Consider the following 21,135-nt stretch of genomic DNA (forward strand, 5'->3'; position numbering starts at 1 on the left):
AAATGATGGATTTAAGTAGGACAAATGATCGCGGCCCGTTTATCGGGGTGAGGAAAGTCCGGGCTTCACAGGGCAGGATGCCGGATAACGTCCGGTAGAGGCGACTCTAAGGATAGTGCAACAGAAATATACCGCCCGGTATATACCGGGTAAGGGTGGAAGGGCAGTGTAAGAGACTACCGTCTCTCTGGTAACAGAGAGGGCATATGTAAACCCCATCCGAAGCAAGACCGAACAAAAGCGTTGACGTGGCCCGCCAGCTTTAGGTAGGTTGCTTGAGGCGGCTGGTAACAGTCGTCCTAGATAGATGATCATTCCGACTGTGGCTTGCCACAGTTTAGACATAACCCGGCTTATCGTCCTGCTTAAATCAGATATCAGTAATGGAAATATAACCAAAATCTAAAATGTTTCTTAAAAGACAATAGGAATGTTGACGTTTGTGTGTATTGGGTTTACCATAGCGTCATGGACAAAAAACGGTGCCAGATGGGTACCGTTTTTCCGTACATAAATATAAAAATGTGATGGCATCTGGATGGAAAGGAATGTTATAGATGAGAGAAAAATTACGACAGTTTATGATTGGCAGATATGGGGTGGATGATCTTTCAAGAGTGCAGATCATAGCTGCGCTGGTACTGCTTTTGGTATCTACATTTTTGCGGGTGAATATTTTATACTGGCTGGGACTGGCACTGTTAATTTATTCTTATTTCAGAATACTCTCGCGGAATGTGTCAAAACGTTATGAGGAGAACCAGAGATTTCTAAATGCAAAATACAAGGCAGTGGTAAAGAAAAACAATATGAAAAAACGCTGGGCACAGCGTGGTACTTACCGTTTTTTCAAATGCCCTCAGTGCAGACAGACAGTCCGGGTGCCGAAGGGAAGAGGAAAGATCTGCATTACCTGTCCGAAATGTAAGACAGAATTTATCAAAAAAAGCTGACAAAGGAGAAATGCTTTGTGTTTGGTTATATTAATATCAATCAGAAAGAGCTGACGGAAGAAGGCAAAAAAGCATATCAGGCATATTACTGCGGACTTTGCAGACAGCTTAAATCAAATTGTGGAACCAAGGGACAGATGCTGCTTGCATATGATATGACGTTTCTGATCGTTCTGCTGACCGGCCTGTATGAACTGCCGGATGAAAAGTCACAGTTTACCTGTGCACTGCATCCGTCACAGAAGCGGAATGCGTGGATCAACGAGGCTACAAAATATGCTGCGGATATGAATCTGATTCTGGCATATCATAATCTTATTGATGACTGGAAGGATGACAGGGCTTATACAAAGAAGGCATTTGCAAAAATGCTGAATAAGGATTATACTCGTATCATGTCAAAATATCCGAGACAGGTAGGTGCCATTGAGGAATACATGAAAAAGATCGGAGATGCCGAAAAACACCGGGAGACAAATCTTGATCTTGTTGCCGGTCTGACCGGAGAGATGGTTGCAGAAGTGTTTTGCTGGAAGGAAGATGAATGGGCAGAAGAACTCCGCACAATGGGATTTTACATGGGTAAATTTATCTATCTGATGGATGCGTATGAAGATTATGACAGGGATAAAAAGAAAAACTGTTATAATCCGCTCACATTTGTCCAGAAAGAGCAGGCGCAGGATCTTGATACCTGGTGCCGGCTGCTTTTGACAAGTATGATGTCAGAATGTGCAAAATCATTTGAACGTCTGCCGATTCTTTTGCATGCAGATATTCTGCGTAATATTCTGTATTCAGGTGTATGGTCGAAGTATGAATATCTGCAGATTAAAAAGCGCAGGACCCAGGAAAAGGCAAAAAAGAAAGAGCATAAATAATGAGGTTTGATGTATGATGGATCCATATCAGGTGCTTGGTGTTTCACGGAGTGCCTCTGATGAAGAGATAAAAAAAGCATATCGTTCCTTAAGCCGTAAATATCATCCGGATGCCAATGTCAATAATCCGAACAAGGCGCAGGCTGAGGAAAAATTCAAAGAAGTACAGCAGGCATATGACCAGATCATGAAGGAAAAGCAGCAGGGAAGCAGCTATGGATATAATTCAGGAAATGGTTATGGATATGGGGGCGGACAGAGCTATCATTATAACCAGAGCACTGAAAATCCCAAAATACAGGCGGCTGCAAATTACATAGCTAACCGTTGTTATGCGGAAGCACTTAATGTTTTAAATGGGATTCCTTTTTCAGAAAGAAATGCACGCTGGTATTATTACAGTGCCCTGGCAAATCAGGGAGCAGGAAATAATATCATTGCAAAGGAGCATGCCACACGTGCAGTGGAGATGGAACCGAGCAATTTTGAATACCGTCAGTTTTTACAGCATTTAGAGTATGGCGGAACATGGTATACAAACATGGGAAGCAATTACGACAGACCGTATTCGAGTGCAGGCAACTGGTGTCTTAGTATGCTGTTTTTGAATATGCTCTGTAACTGCTGCTGTCTGCGGCCGTTCTAAAGAAATATGCTTATATTGGCAAACAGAAGATTACATAAAAATACTGCCAGATCGATAAATGGATGATCTGGCAGTATTTTTAGATTAACGACGGTTTGGATTTGTGTATTTCTCCTCACAGTATTTACAGCGGTATATTTCTTTCTCCGGATCGGTCAGAATGAAAATCTGATCCAGTTCCTGCTCGATCGAAGTGATACAGCGTGGATTTTTACATTTGATCACATTTTTGACCTGTTTTGGGAGACAAAGTTCTTTTTTGGATACGATCTGGTCATTCTGGATCACATTGACCGTGATATTGTGATCGATAAAACCTAATATATCGAAGTCGAGTGCGTCAGTTGGACATTCTACCTTTAAAATATCCTTTTTACCCATTTTACTGCTCTTTGCATTTTTGATAATGGCAACCGGACAGTCAAGCTGGTCTAATTTTAAATCATGATAGATCTGCAGGCTCATACCTGCCTGAATATGATCAAGGACAAAGCCCTCATGGATTCCACTGATATTTAACATTGTTCTCCTCCTTATTCAACCTTAATTTCAAGCAGCGTTAAGATCAGAGCCATACGGACATAGACAGCATATTGTGCCTGTTTGAAATAAACAGCTCTCGGATCGTCATCTACCTCTACGGAGATCTCGTTGACACGTGGGAGTGGATGTAAAACGATCATATCTTCCGGTGCGAGATCCATTTTTGCTTTGGTCAGGATATAGAAATCTTTTAAGCGGACATAATCTTCCTCGTTGAAGAAACGTTCTTTCTGGACTCTTGTCATATAAAGTACATCAAGCTGTGGGATGGCATCCTCTAAACGCTCAACTTCAGTAAATGGAACATTATTTGCACGCAGGACATCTTCACGGATATAACTTGGAATACGCAGTTCTTCCGGTGAGATCAGTACAAATTTAATGCCTGGATAACGAATCAGGGCACTGATCAGAGAGTGAACAGTACGGCCAAATTTTAAGTCTCCGCAGAGTCCGATCGTCATATTGTCAAGACGTCCTTTTAAGGAGCGGATGGTAAGAAGATCGGCTAATGTCTGGGTTGGATGCTGATGACCGCCGTCACCGGCATTGATAACGGGAATTCTGGATTTTTGGGAAGCTACAAGAGGTGCACCTTCTTTTGGATGACGCATTGCACAGATGTCTGCGTAACTGGAGATAACTCGGATTGTATCGGAAACACTTTCGCCTTTTGCTGCGGAACTGGAATCAGCACTGGCGAAACCTAAAACAGAACCGCCAAGATTTAACATGGCAGCTTCAAAACTTAATCGGGTTCGTGTACTTGGTTCGTAAAAACAGGTGGCTAATTTTTTGCCTTCACATGCGTGTGCATATTTGTTCGGGTACTTCTCAATATCATTGGCAAGGTCTAAAAGCCTGTCTAATTCATCGATGGAGAAGTCCAATGGGCTCATTAAATGACGCATATTAATCCTCCTAATATTCAGCATTTTTTCTATCATATAATAATCATTATCTGATTTCAAGAAGAAAAAAATTTACGTTATATTGACAAAATATGCGCTTGTTTTCAGATATTTTTGGGCAGATAAGTCTATATATCAGTAATTGAAAATAAAAATATCAGGAGGAGCCTGGAGTGTTACAGTGAATAAGAATGCGTTCAAATAACAATCCGGCAGCCATCCACAGTGGGGCATAATCAAGCCGGATGACGCCGCCTATATTCGCTTTTGCCTGGCTGTAATCCCAGGGACACATGCCATGGTGTTTTAAAAGTGTGCCGCTGATATATTCAAATGAAAAAATGCCAACGGAATAGATACAGCCACGAAGGAGAGCCGGCAGATTTTTGATATGCCGGTACAGTGGTGCGATTACCGCAGCAGTTCCATAAATAGGAAACATCCATACGGATGTCCGCCCGATCAGACGTTTATCCTGTTTCAGAAAAGAGCCTGTGGAAGTAAAAAGAATTTCCATGCACCAGCCGGTCAGTCCACAGACAAAGAAGTTTTTTGTAATCATGTTCGTGTGTTCCTTTTATAAAATCATGATATCAGTATGCCGCATGGTATTGGAAAATATGTAACATTTTTCTAAAATAAAGGCGGAAAACTTGTAAAAACAGACGTTCTGTCATATAATAAAACAAGTGTATTCCAAGGAAAGAGAATGCGGCTGAATCAATTACTCGAACATATTTCATACGAAAGCGTGAAGGGGAGCCACGACCTTATCATTACGGATATCTGTTATCATTCCGGAAGAGTAAAGCGGGGGTCCCTGTTTGTCTGTATAAAGGGACAATATACGGATGGACACGATTATATTATGGATGCGGTAAATGCAGGTGCATTTGCGGTGGTAGTGGATGAAAACTGTATGGTAAATGTCCGGTGGGAATGTTTTATTTATACAGAGCATGGAAAAGTGCGTGTGCATGAGCTGGTACGCAATTATGGCATGGCTGTGATCGGGGTACATGATACCAGATTGGCGCTTGCCCGGATTTCTGCAGCATTTTATGACTATCCGGCAAAAAAACTTAAGATGATCGGGATCACCGGAACAAAAGGAAAGACGACGACATCATTTCTTATAGCAGGAATCTTAAAAGAAGCAGGATATAAGACCGGTATGATAGGCACTATTTGGGTGGATAATGGAAAAGATATAAAAAAAGCAGGTCATACGACGCCGGAATCAAGCGATCTGCAAAAAGAACTGGCGCAGATGGTAAAAAATGGATGTGTGTGCTGCGTGATGGAAGTATCTTCCCAGGGAATCAAGATGCAGCGTGTGGCAGGGATTTTTTTTGATATCGGGATATTTTTAAATATTGAACCGGATCATATCGGACCGGGAGAACACGCATCATTTGCAGAGTATCTGTATTGTAAGAGCAGGCTGCTCAGGCAGTGTGCGTCAGGGATTGTCAATCTTGATGACCGGAATACAGAAAAAATACTGTTTGGTCATACCTGTAAGACAGAGACTTTTTCTGTGCAAAAAGAAAATCATATGGAAGTTTTAGGGCAGAAGGCAGATATTGTGGCAGAAAAGATTACGTTTTCCATGAAAGAAGGAAGATTATACAGCCATTTTTTTACGGATGGCAATGAAGAATTTCTGCTGCAGATGCCAGGAATTTTTAATGTTTCAAATGCACTTGCAGCCATTCTTGTGGTGCGTCATTTTAAGATAGCGCAGAATGTGATAAAAGATGCACTGCAAAGACAGACGGTTCCGGGACGATGCGAAAATGCAAAAATATCAGACGAATTCGTGTTTTTGATCGATTATGCGCACAATGAGATGAGTCTGCGCAACCTGCTGCAGACATTGCGTGAATTTAAACCGGGGAGGCTTATTGTGATCTTCGGCTGCGGGGGTAACCGTTCAAAATTAAGAAGAGGCAGAATGGGTGAGACGGCAGGAATGCTTGCAGATTTTACGATTCTGACATCCGACAACCCAAGATGGGAAGATCCGGAGCTGATCTTAGATGATATTGAGAACGGTATGAAGGGTACGGAAGGGGCATACATACGCATCGCAGACCGGCGGTTGGCGGTGGCATACGCATTTGACCACGCCAGAGAGGGAGATATTATCGTTCTTGCAGGAAAAGGGCATGAGGACTATCAGGAGATCTGCGGGGTACGTTATCCGATGGAGGATAAAGAACTTATAAAAAAGGCAGCAGAGCGGGACAGACAAAGAGAAAGGCATAGTAACTGAAATGGCAGAATATGCAAATATCATTGTGGATATTTATCAGGGAAAATTAGATAAAACGTTTCAATACCGGGTGCCGGAGAGGCTAAAGAGTACGATCGCAGTCGGTATGTTAGTTTCAGTTCCATTTGGTTCCAGAAAAATGCAGGGATATGTAATAGAACTGACAGATGTCTGTGAGTATGAGGAAGATAAGATCAAAGAGATACTCGCGGTCGTAAAAGACGGTGTCCGGATCGAGTCACAGATGATCGCACTCGCAGGCTGGATGCGGGAAAATTATGGCGGAACCATGAACCATGCCCTAAAGACAGTACTGCCGGTCAAGGAAAAAAAGAAAGCAAAAGAACAGAGAACAATAAGACTTGCGCTGCATCCCGTTGAGGCAAAAAATGAGCTGGCGGAATGTGAGAGAAAGCATAAGACGGCAAGGGCAAAACTTCTTATGGCACTGTTAAATGAGCGGGAGTTAGAATGGGAGACGGCAACGCAGCAATTGACAGTTTCAGCATCTGTAATCCGTGCAATGGAGGAAGCAGGTATCGTAAGAGTTGTCAGTAAGACAGCATACCGCAATCCGGTTGATGGACTGGACACGGGTGGGGAACGAAAACAACTGAATGAGGAACAGCAGAATATCGTTTCAAAGATCACGGCGGAGTATGATGCGGGAGAACGCAGGACATATCTGATCAAAGGCGTCACCGGAAGCGGAAAGACGGAAGTTTATATGGAGCTGATCGCACATGTGCTCGCACAGGGAAAACAGGCGATCGTGCTGATACCGGAGATTGCGTTAACCTACCAGACGGTGAGACGTTTTTACAACCGTTTTGGGGCACAGGTATCGATCATAAATTCAAAACTTTCGGCGGGAGAGCGGTATGACCAGTTTGAACGTGCGAAAAACGGAGAAATTTCAGTGATGATCGGCCCGCGTTCAGCGTTATTTACACCGTTCCCCGATCTGGGGATCATTATCATAGATGAGGAGCATGAGGCTTCCTATAAGAGCGAGACAGTGCCAAGATATCATGCGAGGGAAACTGCGATACAGAGGGCAGAAATGACAGACGCGATCGTAGTGCTTGGTTCTGCTACACCATCTCTTGAGAGTTATTATAAGGCAGAAAAAAATGAATACTGTCTGTTAGAATTAAAACACAGAGTACAGAAACGACCGATGCCTTTGTGCGAGACCATCGACCTGCGGGAGGAGTTAAGAAGGGGCAACCGGTCAATCTTAAGTGACCGTCTGAGTGAGCTCATGGAGGACCGTCTGAAAAAGGGAGAACAGACGATGCTTTTTATCAACCGGCGTGGCATGGCAGGCTTTGTCTCTTGCAGAGCCTGCGGTCATGTGATAAAATGTCCGCATTGCGATGTTTCTCTGAGTCAGCATGGAAGCGGTGATAGGACACGTTTAGTCTGTCATTATTGTGGATATACGACGGCACAGCCGGATCTGTGTCCGGTCTGCGGCTCTAAGTATATCAGTGGCTTTAAGGCAGGAACACAGAAAATAGAACAGGTGGTAAAAGCGCGTTTCCCACAGGCACGTGTGCTTCGGATGGATATGGATACCACGAGGAGCAAAGAAGGGTATGAACAGATTTTGTCAGCGTTTGCAAATCACGAGGCTGATATACTGATCGGTACACAGATGATCGTAAAGGGACATGATTTTGCCGGGGTTACGTTAGTGGGTGTGCTTGCGGCAGACCTTTCGCTTCATATCAGTGATTACCGTGCGGCTGAACGGACTTTTCAGCTTCTGACGCAGGCGGCAGGACGTGCCGGCAGAGGTGATGTGCCGGGCAGTGTTATCATACAGACTTATGACCCGGAGCATTACAGTATTACGACAGCAAAAGAACAGAATTATGAGGCTTTTTACGGTCAGGAGATCGAATACCGCAAACTGATGCGATATCCACCCGTATGGAATATGCTTTATATTTTATGTGCGTCGAAAAATGAAATGGCAGCGGGGGAAGCAGCGATAGCGTTGATGGAAAGAATCGGTCAGGCGGCGAAAGAAAGCAGCGAGGGAATCTATCCGATCGGACCGTCAGATGCACCGGTTGCAAAAATATCCGATGTCTACCGGAAGGTGATCTATGTAAAAACAAAAGAGTACAGGACACTTGTTCTTTTAAAGGATAAACTGGAAGGTTTTATGAAGGATAACCGTCTGTATCAGAATGTGGCAGTAGGATTTGATTTTAACCCGGTCAACGGATTTTAAAATAGTATAATGGAGGATAAAAAAATGGCACTTAGAACAATCAGAATACAGGGAGATCCTGTACTTACAAAAAAATGCAGGGAAATTACAGAGATAACACCAAAGATCAAAGAACTGATCGACGATATGCTTGATACCATGTATGAGGCAAACGGAGTTGGTCTTGCAGGCCCACAGGTTGGTGTGTTAAAGAGAATCGTAGTCATTGATATCGGAGAAGGACCGGTCGTTATGATCAATCCGGTCATCCTTGAAAAATCCGGTGAGCAGACCGGGGATGAGGGATGCTTAAGTCTTCCGGGAAAAGCCGGTACTGTTACAAGACCAAATTATGTGAAGGCGCGTGCGTTCGATGAAAATATGGAGGAATACGAGATCGAGGGAACAGAGCTTATGGCACGGGCAATCTGCCATGAGTTAGATCATCTTGACGGACATATGTACACGGAACTCGTAGAAGGACCGTTACATGATGTAACTTATGATGATCCGGAGGAATAATATATGCGAGTTATTTTTATGGGAACACCGGATTTTTCGGTGGGGACATTAGAAGAGATCATAAAAGCCGGTCATGAGGTGGTACTGGTTGTCTCACAGCCGGATAAAGCGGTGGGAAGAAGCAAGGCATTAAAATATACACCGGTGAAAGAGTGTGCCCTGGCACATGGCATAGAGGTATATCAGCCGGAGCGCGTCAGGGACAGTGCATGTATCGAATATCTGAAATCTTTTCATGCAGATATCATGATTGTAGTGGCTTTTGGGCAGATTATACCAAAGGCAGTGTTAGACATGCCAAAATACGGCTGTGTAAATGTACATGCGTCATTGCTGCCGAAATACCGTGGTGCAGCACCAATCCAATGGGCAGTCATAAATGGCGATCCATATACCGGTGTGTCCACACAGCGTATGGATGAAGGCGTTGATACAGGAGATATCATTTTAGAAGAAAAAGTTGAGATACGGCCGGATGAGACAGGTGGAAGTTTATTTGACCGTCTTGCAGAAGTTGGAGCGAAACTCTGTGTAAAAACCATAGAAGCGATTGAAAACGGCACGGCTGTTTATACACCGCAGGATAACAGCAAAGCAACACATACGGCAAAGATCCACAAAGAATTAGGCAGTATTGAATGGAAAAAGAGTGCAAAAGAGATTGAATGTCTGATCCGTGGCTTAAATCCGTGGCCGAGTGCATATACAAGACTGGATGGAAAAACACTTAAGATATGGAGAGCGAATGTACTTCCGGATGAAGGCAAAGCTACTCCGGGCTGCATTATAAAAGCGGAAAAGGGAAGTTTCCTGGTACAGACAGGAAATGGTGTCCTAGAGCTTCTTGAAGTACAGTTAGAAGGAAAGAAACGTATGACCACGGAAGCATTTTTAAATGGTTATACGGTGGAAGCAGGAACTTATTTTACACGTGGTTAAGTGAATGGAGGTAATGAGTATGCCTTATTACTATTATGGTTTTGATCCGACTTATGTTTTAGTTTTAATTGGTGCGGTGATCTGTCTGATCGCATCTGCAAGAGTAAAGAGTACTTTTAATAAATATTCACAGTACCGCAGCATGAGCGGTATGACAGGAGCACAGGCAGCGGAGCGTATCTTAAATTCTGCCGGAATTTATGACGTGACAGTCTGTCATATATCAGGAAGTCTGACAGATCATTATAATCCGTCGAAAAAGACACTGAATCTGTCTGATTCCGTGTACGGAAGTAATTCCGTTGCTGCGATCGGAGTTGCAGCGCATGAGTGTGGACATGCGATCCAGCATCAGAAAAATTATGTGCCATTGTCACTCCGTACAGCGATCGTTCCGGTTGCCAATATTGGTTCAACACTGGCATGGCCGCTGATTCTGATCGGGTTGTTTTTTAACCGGTCAACAGGTGCGATGCTTATCGATCTAGGAATCTTATGTTTTTCATTTGCAGTGTTATTCCAGCTTGTAACGCTTCCGGTTGAATTTAATGCTTCACACCGGGCACTTCGGATTTTAGGCGAGCAGGGAATTTTATCTGACAGTGAACTGCCTTATACCAGAAAAGTATTGAAAGCTGCGGCACTGACCTATGTTGCAAGTGCGGCTGCGGCAATTTTACAGCTGCTTCGACTGGTTCTTTTGTTTGGAGGACGTAATCGTGATGACTGATACCGTAAATACAAGAAGACTGGCATTAGATGTTCTCGTTGAAGTGACGGAGCATGGGGCATACAGCAATCAGGTGCTTCGTGCAGTACTTGAAAAATATCAGTATATGGAAAAATATGAGAGGGCCTTTTTGACCAGACTTGTTGAGGGAACGATCCAGCACATGATAGAGCTTGATTATGTGATCGACCAGTTTTCCAAAGTGAAAGTAAAAAAAATGAAACCCGTCATCCGCAATATTTTAAGACTTGGTGTGTATCAGATATGCTATATGGATTCTGTGCCGGATTCGGCAGCATGTAATGAGGCTGTAAAACTGGCAAGAAAAAGCGGATTTTCTACATTGAGTGGTTTTGTGAATGGTGTGCTCAGAAATATTGCAAGAAACCATGATTCCATCCAGTATCCGGATGAAGAAAAAGAGCCGGTTTGTGCTTTGAGTGTCCGTTATTCCATGCCGGAGTGGATCGTGGAAGAGTGGCTTAGCGCATATGGATCAGAGCAGACAAAGGCAATATTGGATGCATTTTCGAGAGAAGCACCGCTTACGATCCGCACAAATGTGACAAAGATCACACCGGAAGCGTTAAAAGAACAGTTAGAAGCGGAAGGTGTGACGGTCCAGACGTTAGAGGATCTTCAATATAAAGGACTGCCGCATGCAGATGGATCTGGTTATGCAAAGGCATATAATTATGCCTTTGCGATCTCCGGTTTTGATCATCTGATGGCACTTCCTTCATTTAGAGAGGGACTTTTTTATGTACAGGATATCAGTTCCATGATGGTGGCGGAGACTGCGGCACCGGGGGAAGGTGCACATGTGATCGATGTCTGTGCAGCTCCGGGAGGTAAGAGTATACATCTTGCAGAAATGTTAAACGGCACAGGAAGCGTGGAGGCGCGGGATCTGACGGAATACAAGACGGGACTGATCGAGGAAAATATCAGCCGTTATCAGGTGAAAAATATGACAACAAAGGTCTGGGATGCCACGGTGTCAGATGAGAGCGCAAGGGAAACAGCCGATGTACTGATCGCAGATCTTCCATGTTCCGGACTTGGTGTGCTGCGGAAAAAGACTGACATCCGTTATAAAATGAGCCGCAGGCAGCAGGAAGAGTTAGAAGAACTTCAGCGCCGGATTTTAGATACCGTCTGTTCCTATGTCAGAAAAGATGGGATCATGGTTTATTCTACATGCACGATCAATCCTGGAGAAAATCAGGAGAACGTTGCATGGTTTCTGGGAAAACATCCGGAATTTGAACTGCTTGATATGGAACAGATCTATCCGGGAGCGCAGGTGGGAGATGGATTTTTCTACGCGAAATTAAAACGTATCTCATAGTTATTGAAAAAGAGAATGGAAAGAGAAAGTTATGCAGCAGGAAAAAACAGATATCAAGTCTATGAATCTGGAAGAATTAAAATCATATATGGAATCCATCGGAGAGAAAGCATTCCGTGCAAAACAGCTGTATCAGTGGATGCATCAAAAGCAGGCATCATCCTTCGATGAAATGACAAATTTGTCAAAATCCCTTCAGGAAAAACTAAAAAATGAATGTCATTTTGTCAGTTTAAAGCAGGAGGCAGTACAAATTTCAAAATTAGACGGTACCAGAAAATATCTGTTTGCATTAGATGATGGAAATGTGATAGAAAGCGTCCTGATGCGTTATAAGCATGGCAATTCGGTCTGCATTTCCTCCCAGGTCGGCTGCCGGATGGGCTGCCGGTTCTGTGCATCGACGTTAGATGGTCTGGTGCGTGGACTGACACCGTCAGAAATGTTAGATCAGATCTACCGGATTACAAGAGATACCGGGGAGAGAGTTTCTAATGTTGTTGTGATGGGAACCGGAGAACCAATGGATAATTTTGACAACCTGCTCAGATTTATTGAACTTCTGACGGATGAAAACGGTCTGAATATCAGCCAGCGGAACGTGACAGTTTCGACATGCGGCATTGTTCCAAAGATGAGAGAACTGGCAGATAAAAAGCTGCAGATCACACTGGCACTTTCACTGCATGCATCTTCACAGGAGAAGAGGTTAGAACTGATGCCGGTTGCCAATAAATATGAGATTCATGAGGTGATCGAGGCGTGCCGGTATTATTTTGAACAGACCGGAAGGCGCGTTACATTTGAATATAGTCTGGTTGGCGGTGTCAATGATACCGAGGAGGACGTAAAAAGGCTTGTGGAGCTGATCCACGGTATGAATTGTCATGTAAACCTGATTCCGGTCAATCCGATCAAAGAGCGTTCTTATGTGCAGCCGGATCATGAAGCAATTCTTAAATTTAAAAATAGGCTTGAAAAAAATGCAATTCAAGTTACAATTAGAAGGGAAATGGGCAGGGATATAGACGGTGCATGCGGACAATTGCGCAAACGTTATATCAGTCATGCAGAAAGGTAGGAAGTAGAGAAGATGAAGACGTTTTCCATGACGCACATCGGGCAGCGACGGGAAATGAATCAGGATTATATGTTTACATCAGAGACTGCTGTGGGAAATCTGCCGAATCTTTTTTTAGTAGCGGATGGAATGGGTGGTCACGCTGCAGGTGATTATGCTTCCAGATTTACAGTAGAAAAACTGGTTGAATTGATTGGTAAATCAGTAGAGAACGAGCCGGTGGCAATTATGAAGAGTGCTGTTTCAATGGCAAACAGTCTGCTTTTGACAGAGGCACAGGCAGATCCGGCAAAAAATGGAATGGGAACAACGATTGTCGCAGCAACGGTGATTGGGAATACACTTTATGCCGCAAATGTTGGAGACAGCAGACTGTATGTGATCAATCAGGAAGATATTACACAGATTACAAGGGATCATTCCCTGGTTGAGGAAATGGTCCGCTTAGGTGAAGTAAGAAAAGAAGATGCAAAAGATCATCCGGATAAAAATATCATTACACGGGCAGTTGGTGTATTGCCGGAGGTAATAGCTGATTTCTTTGAGATCAGTCTGAAACCGGGAGATGAGATTTTGATGTGTTCCGATGGACTGACAAATATGATTGAAGATGATGAGATCAGACAGATTGTGCTGGGACAGAGGGATATTGTTGAGAAAGCAGAAAAGCTAGTTGAGACTGCCAATCGAAATGGTGGCAAGGATAATATTACGGTTGTATTGATAGAACCATTTTCTGATGAGGTGAAAGAATGTTGACAGAGGGTATGTACATAGCAGACCGCTATGAGATTTTAGGTAAAGTTGGCGCTGGCGGAATGTCAGATGTATATAAAGCAAAAGATCTTACACTGGGAAGATTTGTAGCGATTAAAGTATTAAAGGCAGAGTTTTCCGAGGATATTAATTTTGTAACGAAATTCCGTTCCGAGGCACAGGCAGCTGCAGGGTTAGAACACCCGAATATTGTAAATATTTACGATGTCGGCAGTGAGAATGGTCTGCATTATATCGTGATGGAATATGTGGAAGGAATTACATTAAAGACATACATTGAGAAAAAGGGACAGCTTTCTTTTAAGGAAGCAGTCAGTATTGCAATCCAGGTGGGCAGAGGTATAGAAGCTGCACACAATAAAAACATCGTTCATCGTGACATCAAACCGCAGAATATCATGATCTCTACAGAGGGAAAGGTAAAAGTAACGGATTTTGGTATTGCGAGGGCAGCGACATCTAATACGATCAGTTCAGATGTGATGGGATCTGTGCATTATTCATCTCCGGAACAGGCGAGAAATGGATTTGTGGATGGCAAGAGTGATATCTATTCACTGGGTATCGTGATGTATGAGATGGTGACAGGACGGGTTCCGTTTGATGGTGATACGACGGTTGCAGTTGCAATCCAGCATCTTCAGGAAGAAATGGTGCCGCCAAGTGTCTATGCGCCGAATCTTCCGATCAGCATGGAAAAGATCATCTTAAAATGTACACAGAAGAATCCTGACAGAAGATATTCTTCCATGACGGCTCTTTTGGCAGATCTGCGAAAAGCACTGATCAGCCCGAATGAAGATTTTGTTGTAATGGTTCCACTTGCAAATCAGGATAAAACCAGAGTGATCGGAGCAGATGATTTAAACCAGATTAAAAAGCAGACTGCAAATGTTTATGTGGATCCTGCGTCTATCAAGATTCAGGAACCGGTTATTGATGATGACGACGATGACGATGATGATATTGATGATGAGGATGGCGATATCAATCCGAAGATGGAAAAGGCGATCACGATCATGGGAATCGCAGCAGGTGTGGTGATCATTATCATTATTATTTATCTGTGTATTACGTTAGCAGGCGGTATGAAATCCGGTAAGAATACTTCTTCGAATACAGAGACCACAAAGACGGAGACACAGACAGGGGACAGCCAGAGTACCCAGATCAAGGATGGCGTGGTAGTACCATCCCTGACCGGAAAGACTATGGATCAGGCAAAGCAGGAGTTGAACGGAACAGGACTCGGTATCAGACAGGCAGGAACTGCATCGTCAGATACGGTAGAAAAAGGACAGATCATCAGCCAGGATCCGGCAGATGGAAAGACTGTGGAAAAGAATACAACGATCGAGGTTATCATAAGCAGCGGAGCTGCTGACGGCAGCAGTAAAAATACGGTCGATATACCAAATGTTGTCGGACAGAGTGAAACAGATGCAAGTGCGGCATTAACGGCAAAGGGATTTAATGTTACAAAGACAACGTCCTATAGTTCTTCTGTTGCGGAAGGATATGTGATTTCCCAGACACCAAATGGAGACACACAGGGAAAAGAAGGCGATACGATCACACTTGAGATCAGTCTTGGATCTGAGAAGATTACAGTGCCGGATGTATCGACAAGCTATAAGTCTGAAGAACAGGCGCGGGAAATGTTATCACAGTTTAATGTTTCAACAACGACAAAATACAGTGACACGGATGCCGGAATCGTAATCGGACAGTCTCTTGCAGTAGGAACACAGGCTGATCCGGGTGCGTCCATCACGATCACCGTCAGTCTTGGACCGGAGCCGGCACAGCAGATTACAACAAAGACCTATAAATTGAATGTCAGTCTGCAGCTACCGTCGGATACATCTAATATTTCCGGGGCAGACATTGTTTTATATGATGATCAGGGCAATGTTTTACAGACCTGGTATGGAAAGACACTTGCAGATTTTGGTACCGGAGGATTGCTTTTATCAAAGACAGGTATCCTTTCGGACAGCGGTAAGATTGTAGTTACCTGGCTGGATCTAAACGGTAATGATTTAAAAGATCAGACCATTGATGTACAGTTTCAGGAAGAGTAAAAGTATTTATGCGGGGAAAGATTATCAAAGGAATTTCCGGATTCTACTACATTCATGTAGCAGAATCCGGAATTTATGAGTGTAAGGCAAAAGGCATATTCCGAAATCAGAATATCAAGCCTCTGGTTGGGGATAATGTTGAGATTGCCGTGTTGGATGAGGAGAACAAAAAAGGAAATATTGAAAAGATCCTGACACGGGAAAATGAACTGGTACGTCCGGCTGTTGCAAATATTGATCTTGCACTGATCATTTTTGCTGCTGCAAAACCGCAGCCTAATTTTAATCTGTTAGACCGTTTCCTTGTTATGATGGAATATCAGAAGGTACCAGTTGCGATCTGCTTTAACAAAACAGATCTGGTTACAGAAGAGGAACTCCATGCGTTTGCAGATATCTATACAGCATGCGGTTATCATACTCTTTTTGTGAGTGCAAAAGAGGAACAGGGTGTGAATGGACTGTTAGAACTTCTGAAAGGGAAAACAGCAGCGGTGGCAGGCCCATCCGGGGTTGGTAAGTCTTCACTTGTGAACCGTCTGCAGCCAAATATCACGATGCAGACAGGGGAAGTCAGCCGTAAGATTGAGCGCGGAAGGCATACAACACGGCATTCTGAAATCATACCGATCGGTGGGGATACTTATATTATGGATACTCCCGGTTTTTCCACACTCTATATTCCGGGTATGGAAAAGGAAGATTTAAAAGAATTTTATCCGGAGTTTGGCAGATGGGAGCCATACTGCAGATTTAAGGGATGTAATCATATCAGTGAGCCGGACTGTGGCGTCAAGCAGGGATTAGAAGAAGGAAGCATCAGCCTGCTGCGGTATGAAAATTATAAATTGCTGTATGAGGAATTAAAGTCAGTCCGGAAATATTAAATAAACAACAAAATTACGGAGGAAGAAATGAATTGTTTATCACCATCTATATTATCTGCTGATTTCAGCCGGCTTGGAGAACAGATACGAGAACTTGATGAGGCGGGAGCACAGTATGTGCATATTGATGTTATGGACGGAATGTTTGTTCCGAGCATTTCATTTGGAATGCCGGTTATCCGTTCTATCAGAGGATGTACAGACCGTATTTTTGATGTCCATCTGATGATCGAAGAACCGGGACGTTATATTGATGAGTTCGCTGAGGCGGGGGCAGATCTGATCACTGTCCATGCAGAGAGCTGCAGACACCTTGACCGCACGATAGAAAAAATCAAAGAAAAGGGACTTTTGGCGGGAGTTGCGTTAAATCCTGCAACACCTGTGTCAGCAATATCCTGTGTACTTGAAAAAGTGGATATGGTTCTTATTATGACGGTAAATCCGGGATTCGGAGGACAGAAGCTGATTCCTTATACAGTGGAGAAAGTCCGTGAATTAAGAAAAATCGTAGATGAGCAGGGATTAAAGACAGATATCGAAGTAGATGGAGGCGTTAATCTTTCAAACGTTGGGGAATTGATGGATGCAGGAGCAAACATCATTGTTGCCGGCAGTGCCGTTTTCTCCGGAGATGTGACTGAGAACACGATCCGCTTCTTAAATATTATAAATGCATGATGGGAGCAGAATGTATGAAACGTTTTTTTATCATATCGGGTGGAAAAATTGAGGATGCATTTGCGAAAGCAGTTTTAAATGGCGTTGCTGAAAAAACGGTGATCGCAGCAGATTCAGGAATGGAATTTCTGCGGAGAAACGAGATCATTCCCCAGATTATTATCGGTGACTTTGATTCAGTGAGCAGCGGGACTTTGGAGTGGTTTCAGAAGAAAGATGATATTATCTGGCATAAATTAAATCCGGTAAAAGATGATACCGATACGGAGTCTGCAATTCGCCTTGCGATTTCAATGGGGGCAGAGCTCATTACAGTACTAGGTGGAACCGGTTCGAGATTAGACCATGTGCTTGGAAATATTGAGCTTTTGGGCATAGGTCTGGAAGCGGGCGTTAAAATTGAGCTGCTGGATGCAAATAACCGTATCCGCATGACAGACTGTGGCATGATTTTAAAGAAAGAGGAGCAGTTTGGAAAATATGTTTCACTGATCCCGTATACTGCGAAGGTGGAACATCTTTGTCTGACAGGATTTAAATATCCGCTGGATGATTATTGCTTAAAGGGTTTCTGTTCGCTTGGAGTAAGCAATGAGATTACAGAAAAGCAGGCAGAAATTACATTTGAAAAAGGGATATTGATCGTCATTGAGTCGAGGGATGATGCGGCAATGACATATGAAATATAAAAAAAGACGGAATCTGTAAATTTTACGACAGATTCCGTCTTTTTGGTAAAAAAGTACTAAAAAAATGGTAGACATTTACTGTAAAAATACTTAAGATAAATATAATAGGTAAAAGGTACTTTGAGAAGAGGATGGACATGACAATTAAAGAATGTTATGAACAGTTAGGACAGAACTATGAGGAAGTGCTTGACAGACTGGGAAGTGAAGTAATTTTAAAAAAATTTGTGATTAAATTTTTAGATGACCCGAGTTTTCAGATGCTGGAGGATGGTTTAAAAGAAAAAAATGCAGACCAGGCATTTCGGGCGGCACATACCATAAAAGGAATTTGCCTGAATCTTGGATTTGACAAACTGTATCAGGCAAGTTCAGATCTGACTGAACAGCTGCGGGGAAAAGATACAGTAGAGGAAACAGATGACCTGTTTTTGAAAGTGAAAGAGCAGTACACCAAACTTGTAGAAGTCGTTCGTAAGATGGCAATGGAGGGGTAAATTACTGAATATAGAAGAACTTACTTTTACGCAGGATCAGAAACATGAGATTGAACTGGGGCACCGTCTTGGAATCGAGATGAGTCTTCCGGTGGAACAGTATTCAAGTCTGATGTATACTGCGAGATGGAAGCATATATACTGTTAACCGATGAGAACGCAGTACTTACAAGAGAGCAGATACTTTCATCGTTAAAAGAAAAAGGTGTTGTGTCAGGAATCAATGAGGAGGCAATTAAGGAACTCGGAAATGGAAAGGTTGAAGTGACCAATATCATTCTGCGAAAAGGAAACAATTCGCGAAACAGAGGACATATCAGTGCCGGAAAAATGGGAAAGATCGTCGGAGGCATTACACAGGCGGGGCAGAACTTAGAGGTGTATGATCTTGGTAATAAAGCAAGGTTACATACCGAGGTTTGTGTCGGCAGGGAAGATAAATATATCAATGATAAAAATCAGCTTGTATTGCAGATGAAATCAGTAGGAAAAGAATTATCGCTGCTAAGAAGTGCTTATCAGAATTTTCAGAAAAGATATATGCCGGAGGAGCGGAATGTAAATCCGATGTATCTGAAGGTTGAAGATACGATTTACACAAAGGAACTTGAAATGAAAGAGATACAGAAAAAAGATGTGTATCTGGATGAAGAGATTGAAAAGAGCAGACATGCGAAGCTGATCGTAAAAGGAACCATATATCAGGGTGTAAAGATAGATGTAAATGGTGCAAGATGGTTTTCTGATGAAGTTACAAATGTTACGGTCCGAAAAACAGATGAACGTGTAGCGTTATATACGAGGAGGAGCAGATATGAGATATAAAATTCTCATTGTAGATGATGCATATATAAACAGGGAACTTCTGAAAGAAATATTAAGAGATGATTATGATGTTTTAGAAGTCGAGAACGGCAAAGAAGCATTAGAGGTCATTGAGAAAGAAAAAGGAAATATCAATGCAGTGCTTCTTGACCTTATTATGCCGGTCATGGATGGATTTGAAGTATTAGAGCATATGCAGAGTAAAAAAATCTTAGATAAAATACCGGTTATCGTAATCAGCGGTGAGACGAGCATGCAGATCGAGAAAAAATGCTTTGATTACGGTGTTTCTGATTTTATCGGCAGACCATATAAAACAGCACTGGTACAGAAACGTGTACAGAATATGGTAAATCAGTATGTATACAAAAACCAGCTTGAAGAGAAAGTGGCAGATCAGACAGCCGTATTGCGCAAGGCATATGATAAACTGCAGCAGCAGACGAAGATGCTTGAAAAGCGCAACCAGGATATCATCGATATGCTTGGTACGATCGTTGAGTACCGTAATTTAGAGAGTGGAGAACATATCCAGCGGGTAAAAGGTTATACGAGGATACTTGCAGAGGATTTTGCAAAAAATTATCCGGAGTATGAACTGACACCGGATATGATCAATACGATCGTGTCAGCGAGTGCATTGCATGACCTTGGAAAAATCGCCATTCCGGACAGCATTTTATTAAAACCGGGAAAACTGACCAAAGATGAATTTGAGTATATGAAATCTCATACATTGCGTGGATGTGAGATCTTAGATTCCATGAAAGATGACTGGGATCCAGTCACACAGAGGGTAACTTATGAGATCGCAAGATCCCACCATGAACGTTATGACGGAAAAGGATATCCGGATGGATTAAAAGGAGAAGAGATTCCGGTATCTGCACAGTTGGTATCAGTAGCAGATGTATATGATGCACTGATCAATAAGCGTTGTTATAAAGATGCCTTTTCGAAGGAAGATGCATTCCATATGATCGTAAATGGAGAATGTGGGGTGTTTTCACCGAAACTGATGCAGACATTCCGCAATGTAAGAACAAAATTTGAACAATTTGCAGACGGACTGGAATAATTAAGAAACAATAGTACACGTTTCCCAGACTGATCTGTTGAGAGAACATAAGAGGTGCAAACGTGATTACAAGTAGCAATATAGCCGATTTCTTTGAAAAGTATACGAAAAACCTGGAGCGGGAAGCATATTTAAATGAGACGGCACTCAAGGCCTTTTATCGAACATGAAGACAGATTAAATGATGAACTTGCGGATGAGTTTTATAAGCAGCTGGACAGAATGAATGCGTCAGGGTATTGTGACAGGCTGATATGTATTGGTATGGCGCAGGTTGTTCAGAAATATTATCAGAAAACAGGAGTCTGGGAAAAGTATCTTCTGACCACACATATACTTGGCGGTTTTTACAGCCGTTACAGTGAAGTGGAAGATGCAAAGAAAAGTATTGCATGCTTTGAGATTGAACGGGAGGCGTTTGACCGGTATTTTGAAATAGAAGACTGGGAAATCCGAAAAAAGATACTGTTTGCCTATTATAATTATGTTGTGGTTCAGGTAAACATGCGTGCTGGTTTTGGACACGGTGAAAAAACGAGAGTGTAGAATTTCAGAAAC

At 42.8% G+C, this 21,135-nt stretch carries 22 protein-coding genes and 1 other RNA gene; 20 read left to right on the forward strand and 3 right to left on the reverse strand.

Annotated features, from left to right (window positions below; all coding sequences use genetic code 11):
- The first annotated feature begins 12 nt into the window (after positions 1 to 12).
- The 4 genes from rnpB to ACDD58_RS11755 all read left to right on the forward strand — a co-directional run bounded on the left by rnpB (position 13) and on the right by ACDD58_RS11755 (position 2,480).
- Positions 13 to 372, forward strand: an RNA gene (gene rnpB, locus ACDD58_RS11740) — RNase P RNA component class A.
- Between the two features lie 185 nt (positions 373 to 557).
- Positions 558 to 953 (forward strand): hypothetical protein, encoded by a 396-nt coding sequence (locus tag ACDD58_RS11745; protein WP_117918685.1) that lies wholly within the window; start codon positions 558 to 560, stop codon positions 951 to 953.
- Between the two features lie 17 nt (positions 954 to 970).
- Positions 971 to 1,834, forward strand: a complete 864-nt coding sequence (locus tag ACDD58_RS11750; RefSeq protein ID WP_186899501.1) for a DUF5685 family protein — start codon at positions 971 to 973, stop codon at positions 1,832 to 1,834.
- A 13-nt stretch (positions 1,835 to 1,847) separates the two neighbouring features.
- Entirely contained in the window at positions 1,848 to 2,480 is a 633-nt protein-coding gene (locus tag ACDD58_RS11755; protein ID WP_117918681.1) for a DnaJ domain-containing protein, read from the forward strand.
- 84 nt (positions 2,481 to 2,564) lie between these two features.
- Here the strand turns inward: ACDD58_RS11755 and ACDD58_RS11760 are convergent, their stop codons facing one another.
- The 3 genes from ACDD58_RS11760 to ACDD58_RS11770 all read right to left on the reverse strand — a co-directional run bounded on the left by ACDD58_RS11760 (position 2,565) and on the right by ACDD58_RS11770 (position 4,496).
- The gene (locus ACDD58_RS11760) at positions 2,565 to 3,002 is read right to left on the reverse strand and encodes an aspartate carbamoyltransferase regulatory subunit (RefSeq protein WP_186899500.1); all 438 of its coding nucleotides are present in this window, start codon (positions 3,000 to 3,002) and stop codon (positions 2,565 to 2,567) included.
- 11 nt (positions 3,003 to 3,013) lie between these two features.
- Positions 3,014 to 3,934 carry an aspartate carbamoyltransferase gene (gene pyrB / locus ACDD58_RS11765; protein WP_117918678.1) on the reverse strand — a complete coding sequence of 307 codons (921 nt, stop codon included), beginning with the start codon at positions 3,932 to 3,934 and terminating at the stop codon, positions 3,014 to 3,016.
- A 157-nt stretch (positions 3,935 to 4,091) separates the two neighbouring features.
- Entirely contained in the window at positions 4,092 to 4,496 is a 405-nt protein-coding gene (locus ACDD58_RS11770) for a hypothetical protein (protein ID WP_117918676.1), read from the reverse strand.
- Between the two features lie 147 nt (positions 4,497 to 4,643).
- On the opposite strand from ACDD58_RS11770, the gene ACDD58_RS11775 reads away from it, so the two are divergent.
- The 16 genes from ACDD58_RS11775 (at position 4,644) to ACDD58_RS11850 (ending at position 21,123) form a co-directional block, all read left to right on the forward strand.
- The gene (locus ACDD58_RS11775) at positions 4,644 to 6,212 is read left to right on the forward strand and encodes a UDP-N-acetylmuramoyl-L-alanyl-D-glutamate--2,6-diaminopimelate ligase (RefSeq protein ID WP_370777580.1); all 1,569 of its coding nucleotides are present in this window, start codon (positions 4,644 to 4,646) and stop codon (positions 6,210 to 6,212) included.
- Position 6,213: 1 nt separating this feature from the next.
- Positions 6,214 to 8,457, forward strand: coding sequence for a primosomal protein N' (gene priA / locus ACDD58_RS11780; protein WP_370777582.1), 2,244 nt, complete (start codon positions 6,214 to 6,216; stop codon positions 8,455 to 8,457).
- Positions 8,458 to 8,481: 24 nt separating this feature from the next.
- The gene (gene def, locus ACDD58_RS11785; protein ID WP_186899498.1) at positions 8,482 to 8,958 is read left to right on the forward strand and encodes a peptide deformylase; all 477 of its coding nucleotides are present in this window, start codon (positions 8,482 to 8,484) and stop codon (positions 8,956 to 8,958) included.
- 3 nt (positions 8,959 to 8,961) lie between these two features.
- Positions 8,962 to 9,897, forward strand: a complete 936-nt coding sequence (gene fmt, locus ACDD58_RS11790) for a methionyl-tRNA formyltransferase (protein WP_370777584.1) — start codon at positions 8,962 to 8,964, stop codon at positions 9,895 to 9,897.
- 19 nt (positions 9,898 to 9,916) lie between these two features.
- Entirely contained in the window at positions 9,917 to 10,627 is a 711-nt protein-coding gene (locus ACDD58_RS11795; RefSeq protein ID WP_370777586.1) for a zinc metallopeptidase, read from the forward strand.
- Positions 10,620 to 11,978 carry a 16S rRNA (cytosine(967)-C(5))-methyltransferase RsmB gene (rsmB, locus tag ACDD58_RS11800; RefSeq protein WP_370778739.1) on the forward strand — a complete coding sequence of 453 codons (1,359 nt, stop codon included), beginning with the start codon at positions 10,620 to 10,622 and terminating at the stop codon, positions 11,976 to 11,978. The genes ACDD58_RS11795 and rsmB overlap by 8 nt, the downstream gene beginning before the upstream one ends.
- 31 nt (positions 11,979 to 12,009) lie before the next feature.
- Positions 12,010 to 13,059, forward strand: a complete 1,050-nt coding sequence (gene rlmN, locus ACDD58_RS11805; protein ID WP_370777588.1) for a 23S rRNA (adenine(2503)-C(2))-methyltransferase RlmN — start codon at positions 12,010 to 12,012, stop codon at positions 13,057 to 13,059.
- A 12-nt stretch (positions 13,060 to 13,071) separates the two neighbouring features.
- A complete protein-coding gene (locus ACDD58_RS11810; RefSeq protein WP_117918661.1) occupies positions 13,072 to 13,818 on the forward strand; it encodes a Stp1/IreP family PP2C-type Ser/Thr phosphatase in 747 nt (248 codons plus the stop codon).
- Positions 13,812 to 15,920: a Stk1 family PASTA domain-containing Ser/Thr kinase gene (pknB, locus tag ACDD58_RS11815; protein WP_186899494.1), complete on the forward strand. Its 2,109-nt coding sequence runs from the start codon at positions 13,812 to 13,814 to the stop codon at positions 15,918 to 15,920. Before ACDD58_RS11810 ends, pknB begins: the two co-directional genes overlap by 7 nt.
- Before the next feature lie 8 nt (positions 15,921 to 15,928).
- Positions 15,929 to 16,807, forward strand: coding sequence for a ribosome small subunit-dependent GTPase A (gene rsgA / locus ACDD58_RS11820; protein WP_118209108.1), 879 nt, complete (start codon positions 15,929 to 15,931; stop codon positions 16,805 to 16,807).
- Between the two features lie 27 nt (positions 16,808 to 16,834).
- Entirely contained in the window at positions 16,835 to 17,488 is a 654-nt protein-coding gene (gene rpe / locus ACDD58_RS11825) for a ribulose-phosphate 3-epimerase (RefSeq protein WP_117918655.1), read from the forward strand.
- 14 nt (positions 17,489 to 17,502) lie between these two features.
- The gene (locus ACDD58_RS11830; protein ID WP_370777590.1) at positions 17,503 to 18,177 is read left to right on the forward strand and encodes a thiamine diphosphokinase; all 675 of its coding nucleotides are present in this window, start codon (positions 17,503 to 17,505) and stop codon (positions 18,175 to 18,177) included.
- Positions 18,178 to 18,314: 137 nt separating this feature from the next.
- Complete coding sequence (locus tag ACDD58_RS11835; RefSeq protein WP_118590951.1) at positions 18,315 to 18,674, forward strand: Hpt domain-containing protein; 360 nt, start codon at positions 18,315 to 18,317, stop codon at positions 18,672 to 18,674.
- A gap of 126 nt (positions 18,675 to 18,800) precedes the next feature.
- Entirely contained in the window at positions 18,801 to 19,499 is a 699-nt protein-coding gene (locus ACDD58_RS11840) for a FapA family protein (protein ID WP_118590949.1), read from the forward strand.
- On the forward strand, positions 19,489 to 20,577 hold the full coding sequence (locus ACDD58_RS11845; protein ID WP_370777592.1) for an HD domain-containing phosphohydrolase: 1,089 nt from the start codon (positions 19,489 to 19,491) through the stop codon (positions 20,575 to 20,577). The genes ACDD58_RS11840 and ACDD58_RS11845 overlap by 11 nt, the downstream gene beginning before the upstream one ends.
- Positions 20,578 to 20,712: 135 nt before the next feature.
- Positions 20,713 to 21,123 (forward strand): hypothetical protein, encoded by a 411-nt coding sequence (locus tag ACDD58_RS11850; RefSeq protein WP_118209103.1) that lies wholly within the window; start codon positions 20,713 to 20,715, stop codon positions 21,121 to 21,123.
- The last annotated feature ends 12 nt before the right edge of the window (positions 21,124 to 21,135 follow it).

Origin of the sequence: Roseburia sp., from assembly GCF_041325975.1 — a bacterium.
GTDB lineage: Bacteria > Bacillota > Clostridia > Lachnospirales > Lachnospiraceae > Roseburia > Roseburia rectibacter.

What these genes read in the sequence shown, in the direction of transcription:
- ACDD58_RS11830 (WP_370777590.1), top strand. Translation starts at nt 17,503, where the DNA reads ATGAAACGTTTTTTTATCATATCGGGTGGAAAAATTGAGGATGCATTT.
- ACDD58_RS11835 (WP_118590951.1), top strand. Translation starts at nt 18,315, where the DNA reads ATGACAATTAAAGAATGTTATGAACAGTTAGGACAGAACTATGAGGAA.
- ACDD58_RS11755 (WP_117918681.1), top strand. Translation starts at nt 1,848, where the DNA reads ATGATGGATCCATATCAGGTGCTTGGTGTTTCACGGAGTGCCTCTGAT.
- ACDD58_RS11775 (WP_370777580.1), top strand. Translation starts at nt 4,644, where the DNA reads ATGCGGCTGAATCAATTACTCGAACATATTTCATACGAAAGCGTGAAG.
- ACDD58_RS11840 (WP_118590949.1), top strand. Translation starts at nt 18,801, where the DNA reads ATGGAAGCATATATACTGTTAACCGATGAGAACGCAGTACTTACAAGA.
- rsgA (WP_118209108.1), top strand. Translation starts at nt 15,929, where the DNA reads ATGCGGGGAAAGATTATCAAAGGAATTTCCGGATTCTACTACATTCAT.
- ACDD58_RS11810 (WP_117918661.1), top strand. Translation starts at nt 13,072, where the DNA reads ATGAAGACGTTTTCCATGACGCACATCGGGCAGCGACGGGAAATGAAT.
- pknB (WP_186899494.1), top strand. Translation starts at nt 13,812, where the DNA reads ATGTTGACAGAGGGTATGTACATAGCAGACCGCTATGAGATTTTAGGT.
- rlmN (WP_370777588.1), top strand. Translation starts at nt 12,010, where the DNA reads ATGCAGCAGGAAAAAACAGATATCAAGTCTATGAATCTGGAAGAATTA.
- ACDD58_RS11850 (WP_118209103.1), top strand. Translation starts at nt 20,713, where the DNA reads ATGAGACGGCACTCAAGGCCTTTTATCGAACATGAAGACAGATTAAAT.
- ACDD58_RS11760 (WP_186899500.1), bottom strand. Translation starts at nt 3,002, where the DNA reads ATGTTAAATATCAGTGGAATCCATGAGGGCTTTGTCCTTGATCATATT.
- ACDD58_RS11795 (WP_370777586.1), top strand. Translation starts at nt 9,917, where the DNA reads ATGCCTTATTACTATTATGGTTTTGATCCGACTTATGTTTTAGTTTTA.
- ACDD58_RS11845 (WP_370777592.1), top strand. Translation starts at nt 19,489, where the DNA reads ATGAGATATAAAATTCTCATTGTAGATGATGCATATATAAACAGGGAA.
- fmt (WP_370777584.1), top strand. Translation starts at nt 8,962, where the DNA reads ATGCGAGTTATTTTTATGGGAACACCGGATTTTTCGGTGGGGACATTA.
- rpe (WP_117918655.1), top strand. Translation starts at nt 16,835, where the DNA reads ATGAATTGTTTATCACCATCTATATTATCTGCTGATTTCAGCCGGCTT.
- priA (WP_370777582.1), top strand. Translation starts at nt 6,214, where the DNA reads ATGGCAGAATATGCAAATATCATTGTGGATATTTATCAGGGAAAATTA.
- ACDD58_RS11745 (WP_117918685.1), top strand. Translation starts at nt 558, where the DNA reads ATGAGAGAAAAATTACGACAGTTTATGATTGGCAGATATGGGGTGGAT.
- rsmB (WP_370778739.1), top strand. Translation starts at nt 10,620, where the DNA reads ATGACTGATACCGTAAATACAAGAAGACTGGCATTAGATGTTCTCGTT.
- def (WP_186899498.1), top strand. Translation starts at nt 8,482, where the DNA reads ATGGCACTTAGAACAATCAGAATACAGGGAGATCCTGTACTTACAAAA.
- pyrB (WP_117918678.1), bottom strand. Translation starts at nt 3,934, where the DNA reads ATGCGTCATTTAATGAGCCCATTGGACTTCTCCATCGATGAATTAGAC.
- ACDD58_RS11770 (WP_117918676.1), bottom strand. Translation starts at nt 4,496, where the DNA reads ATGATTACAAAAAACTTCTTTGTCTGTGGACTGACCGGCTGGTGCATG.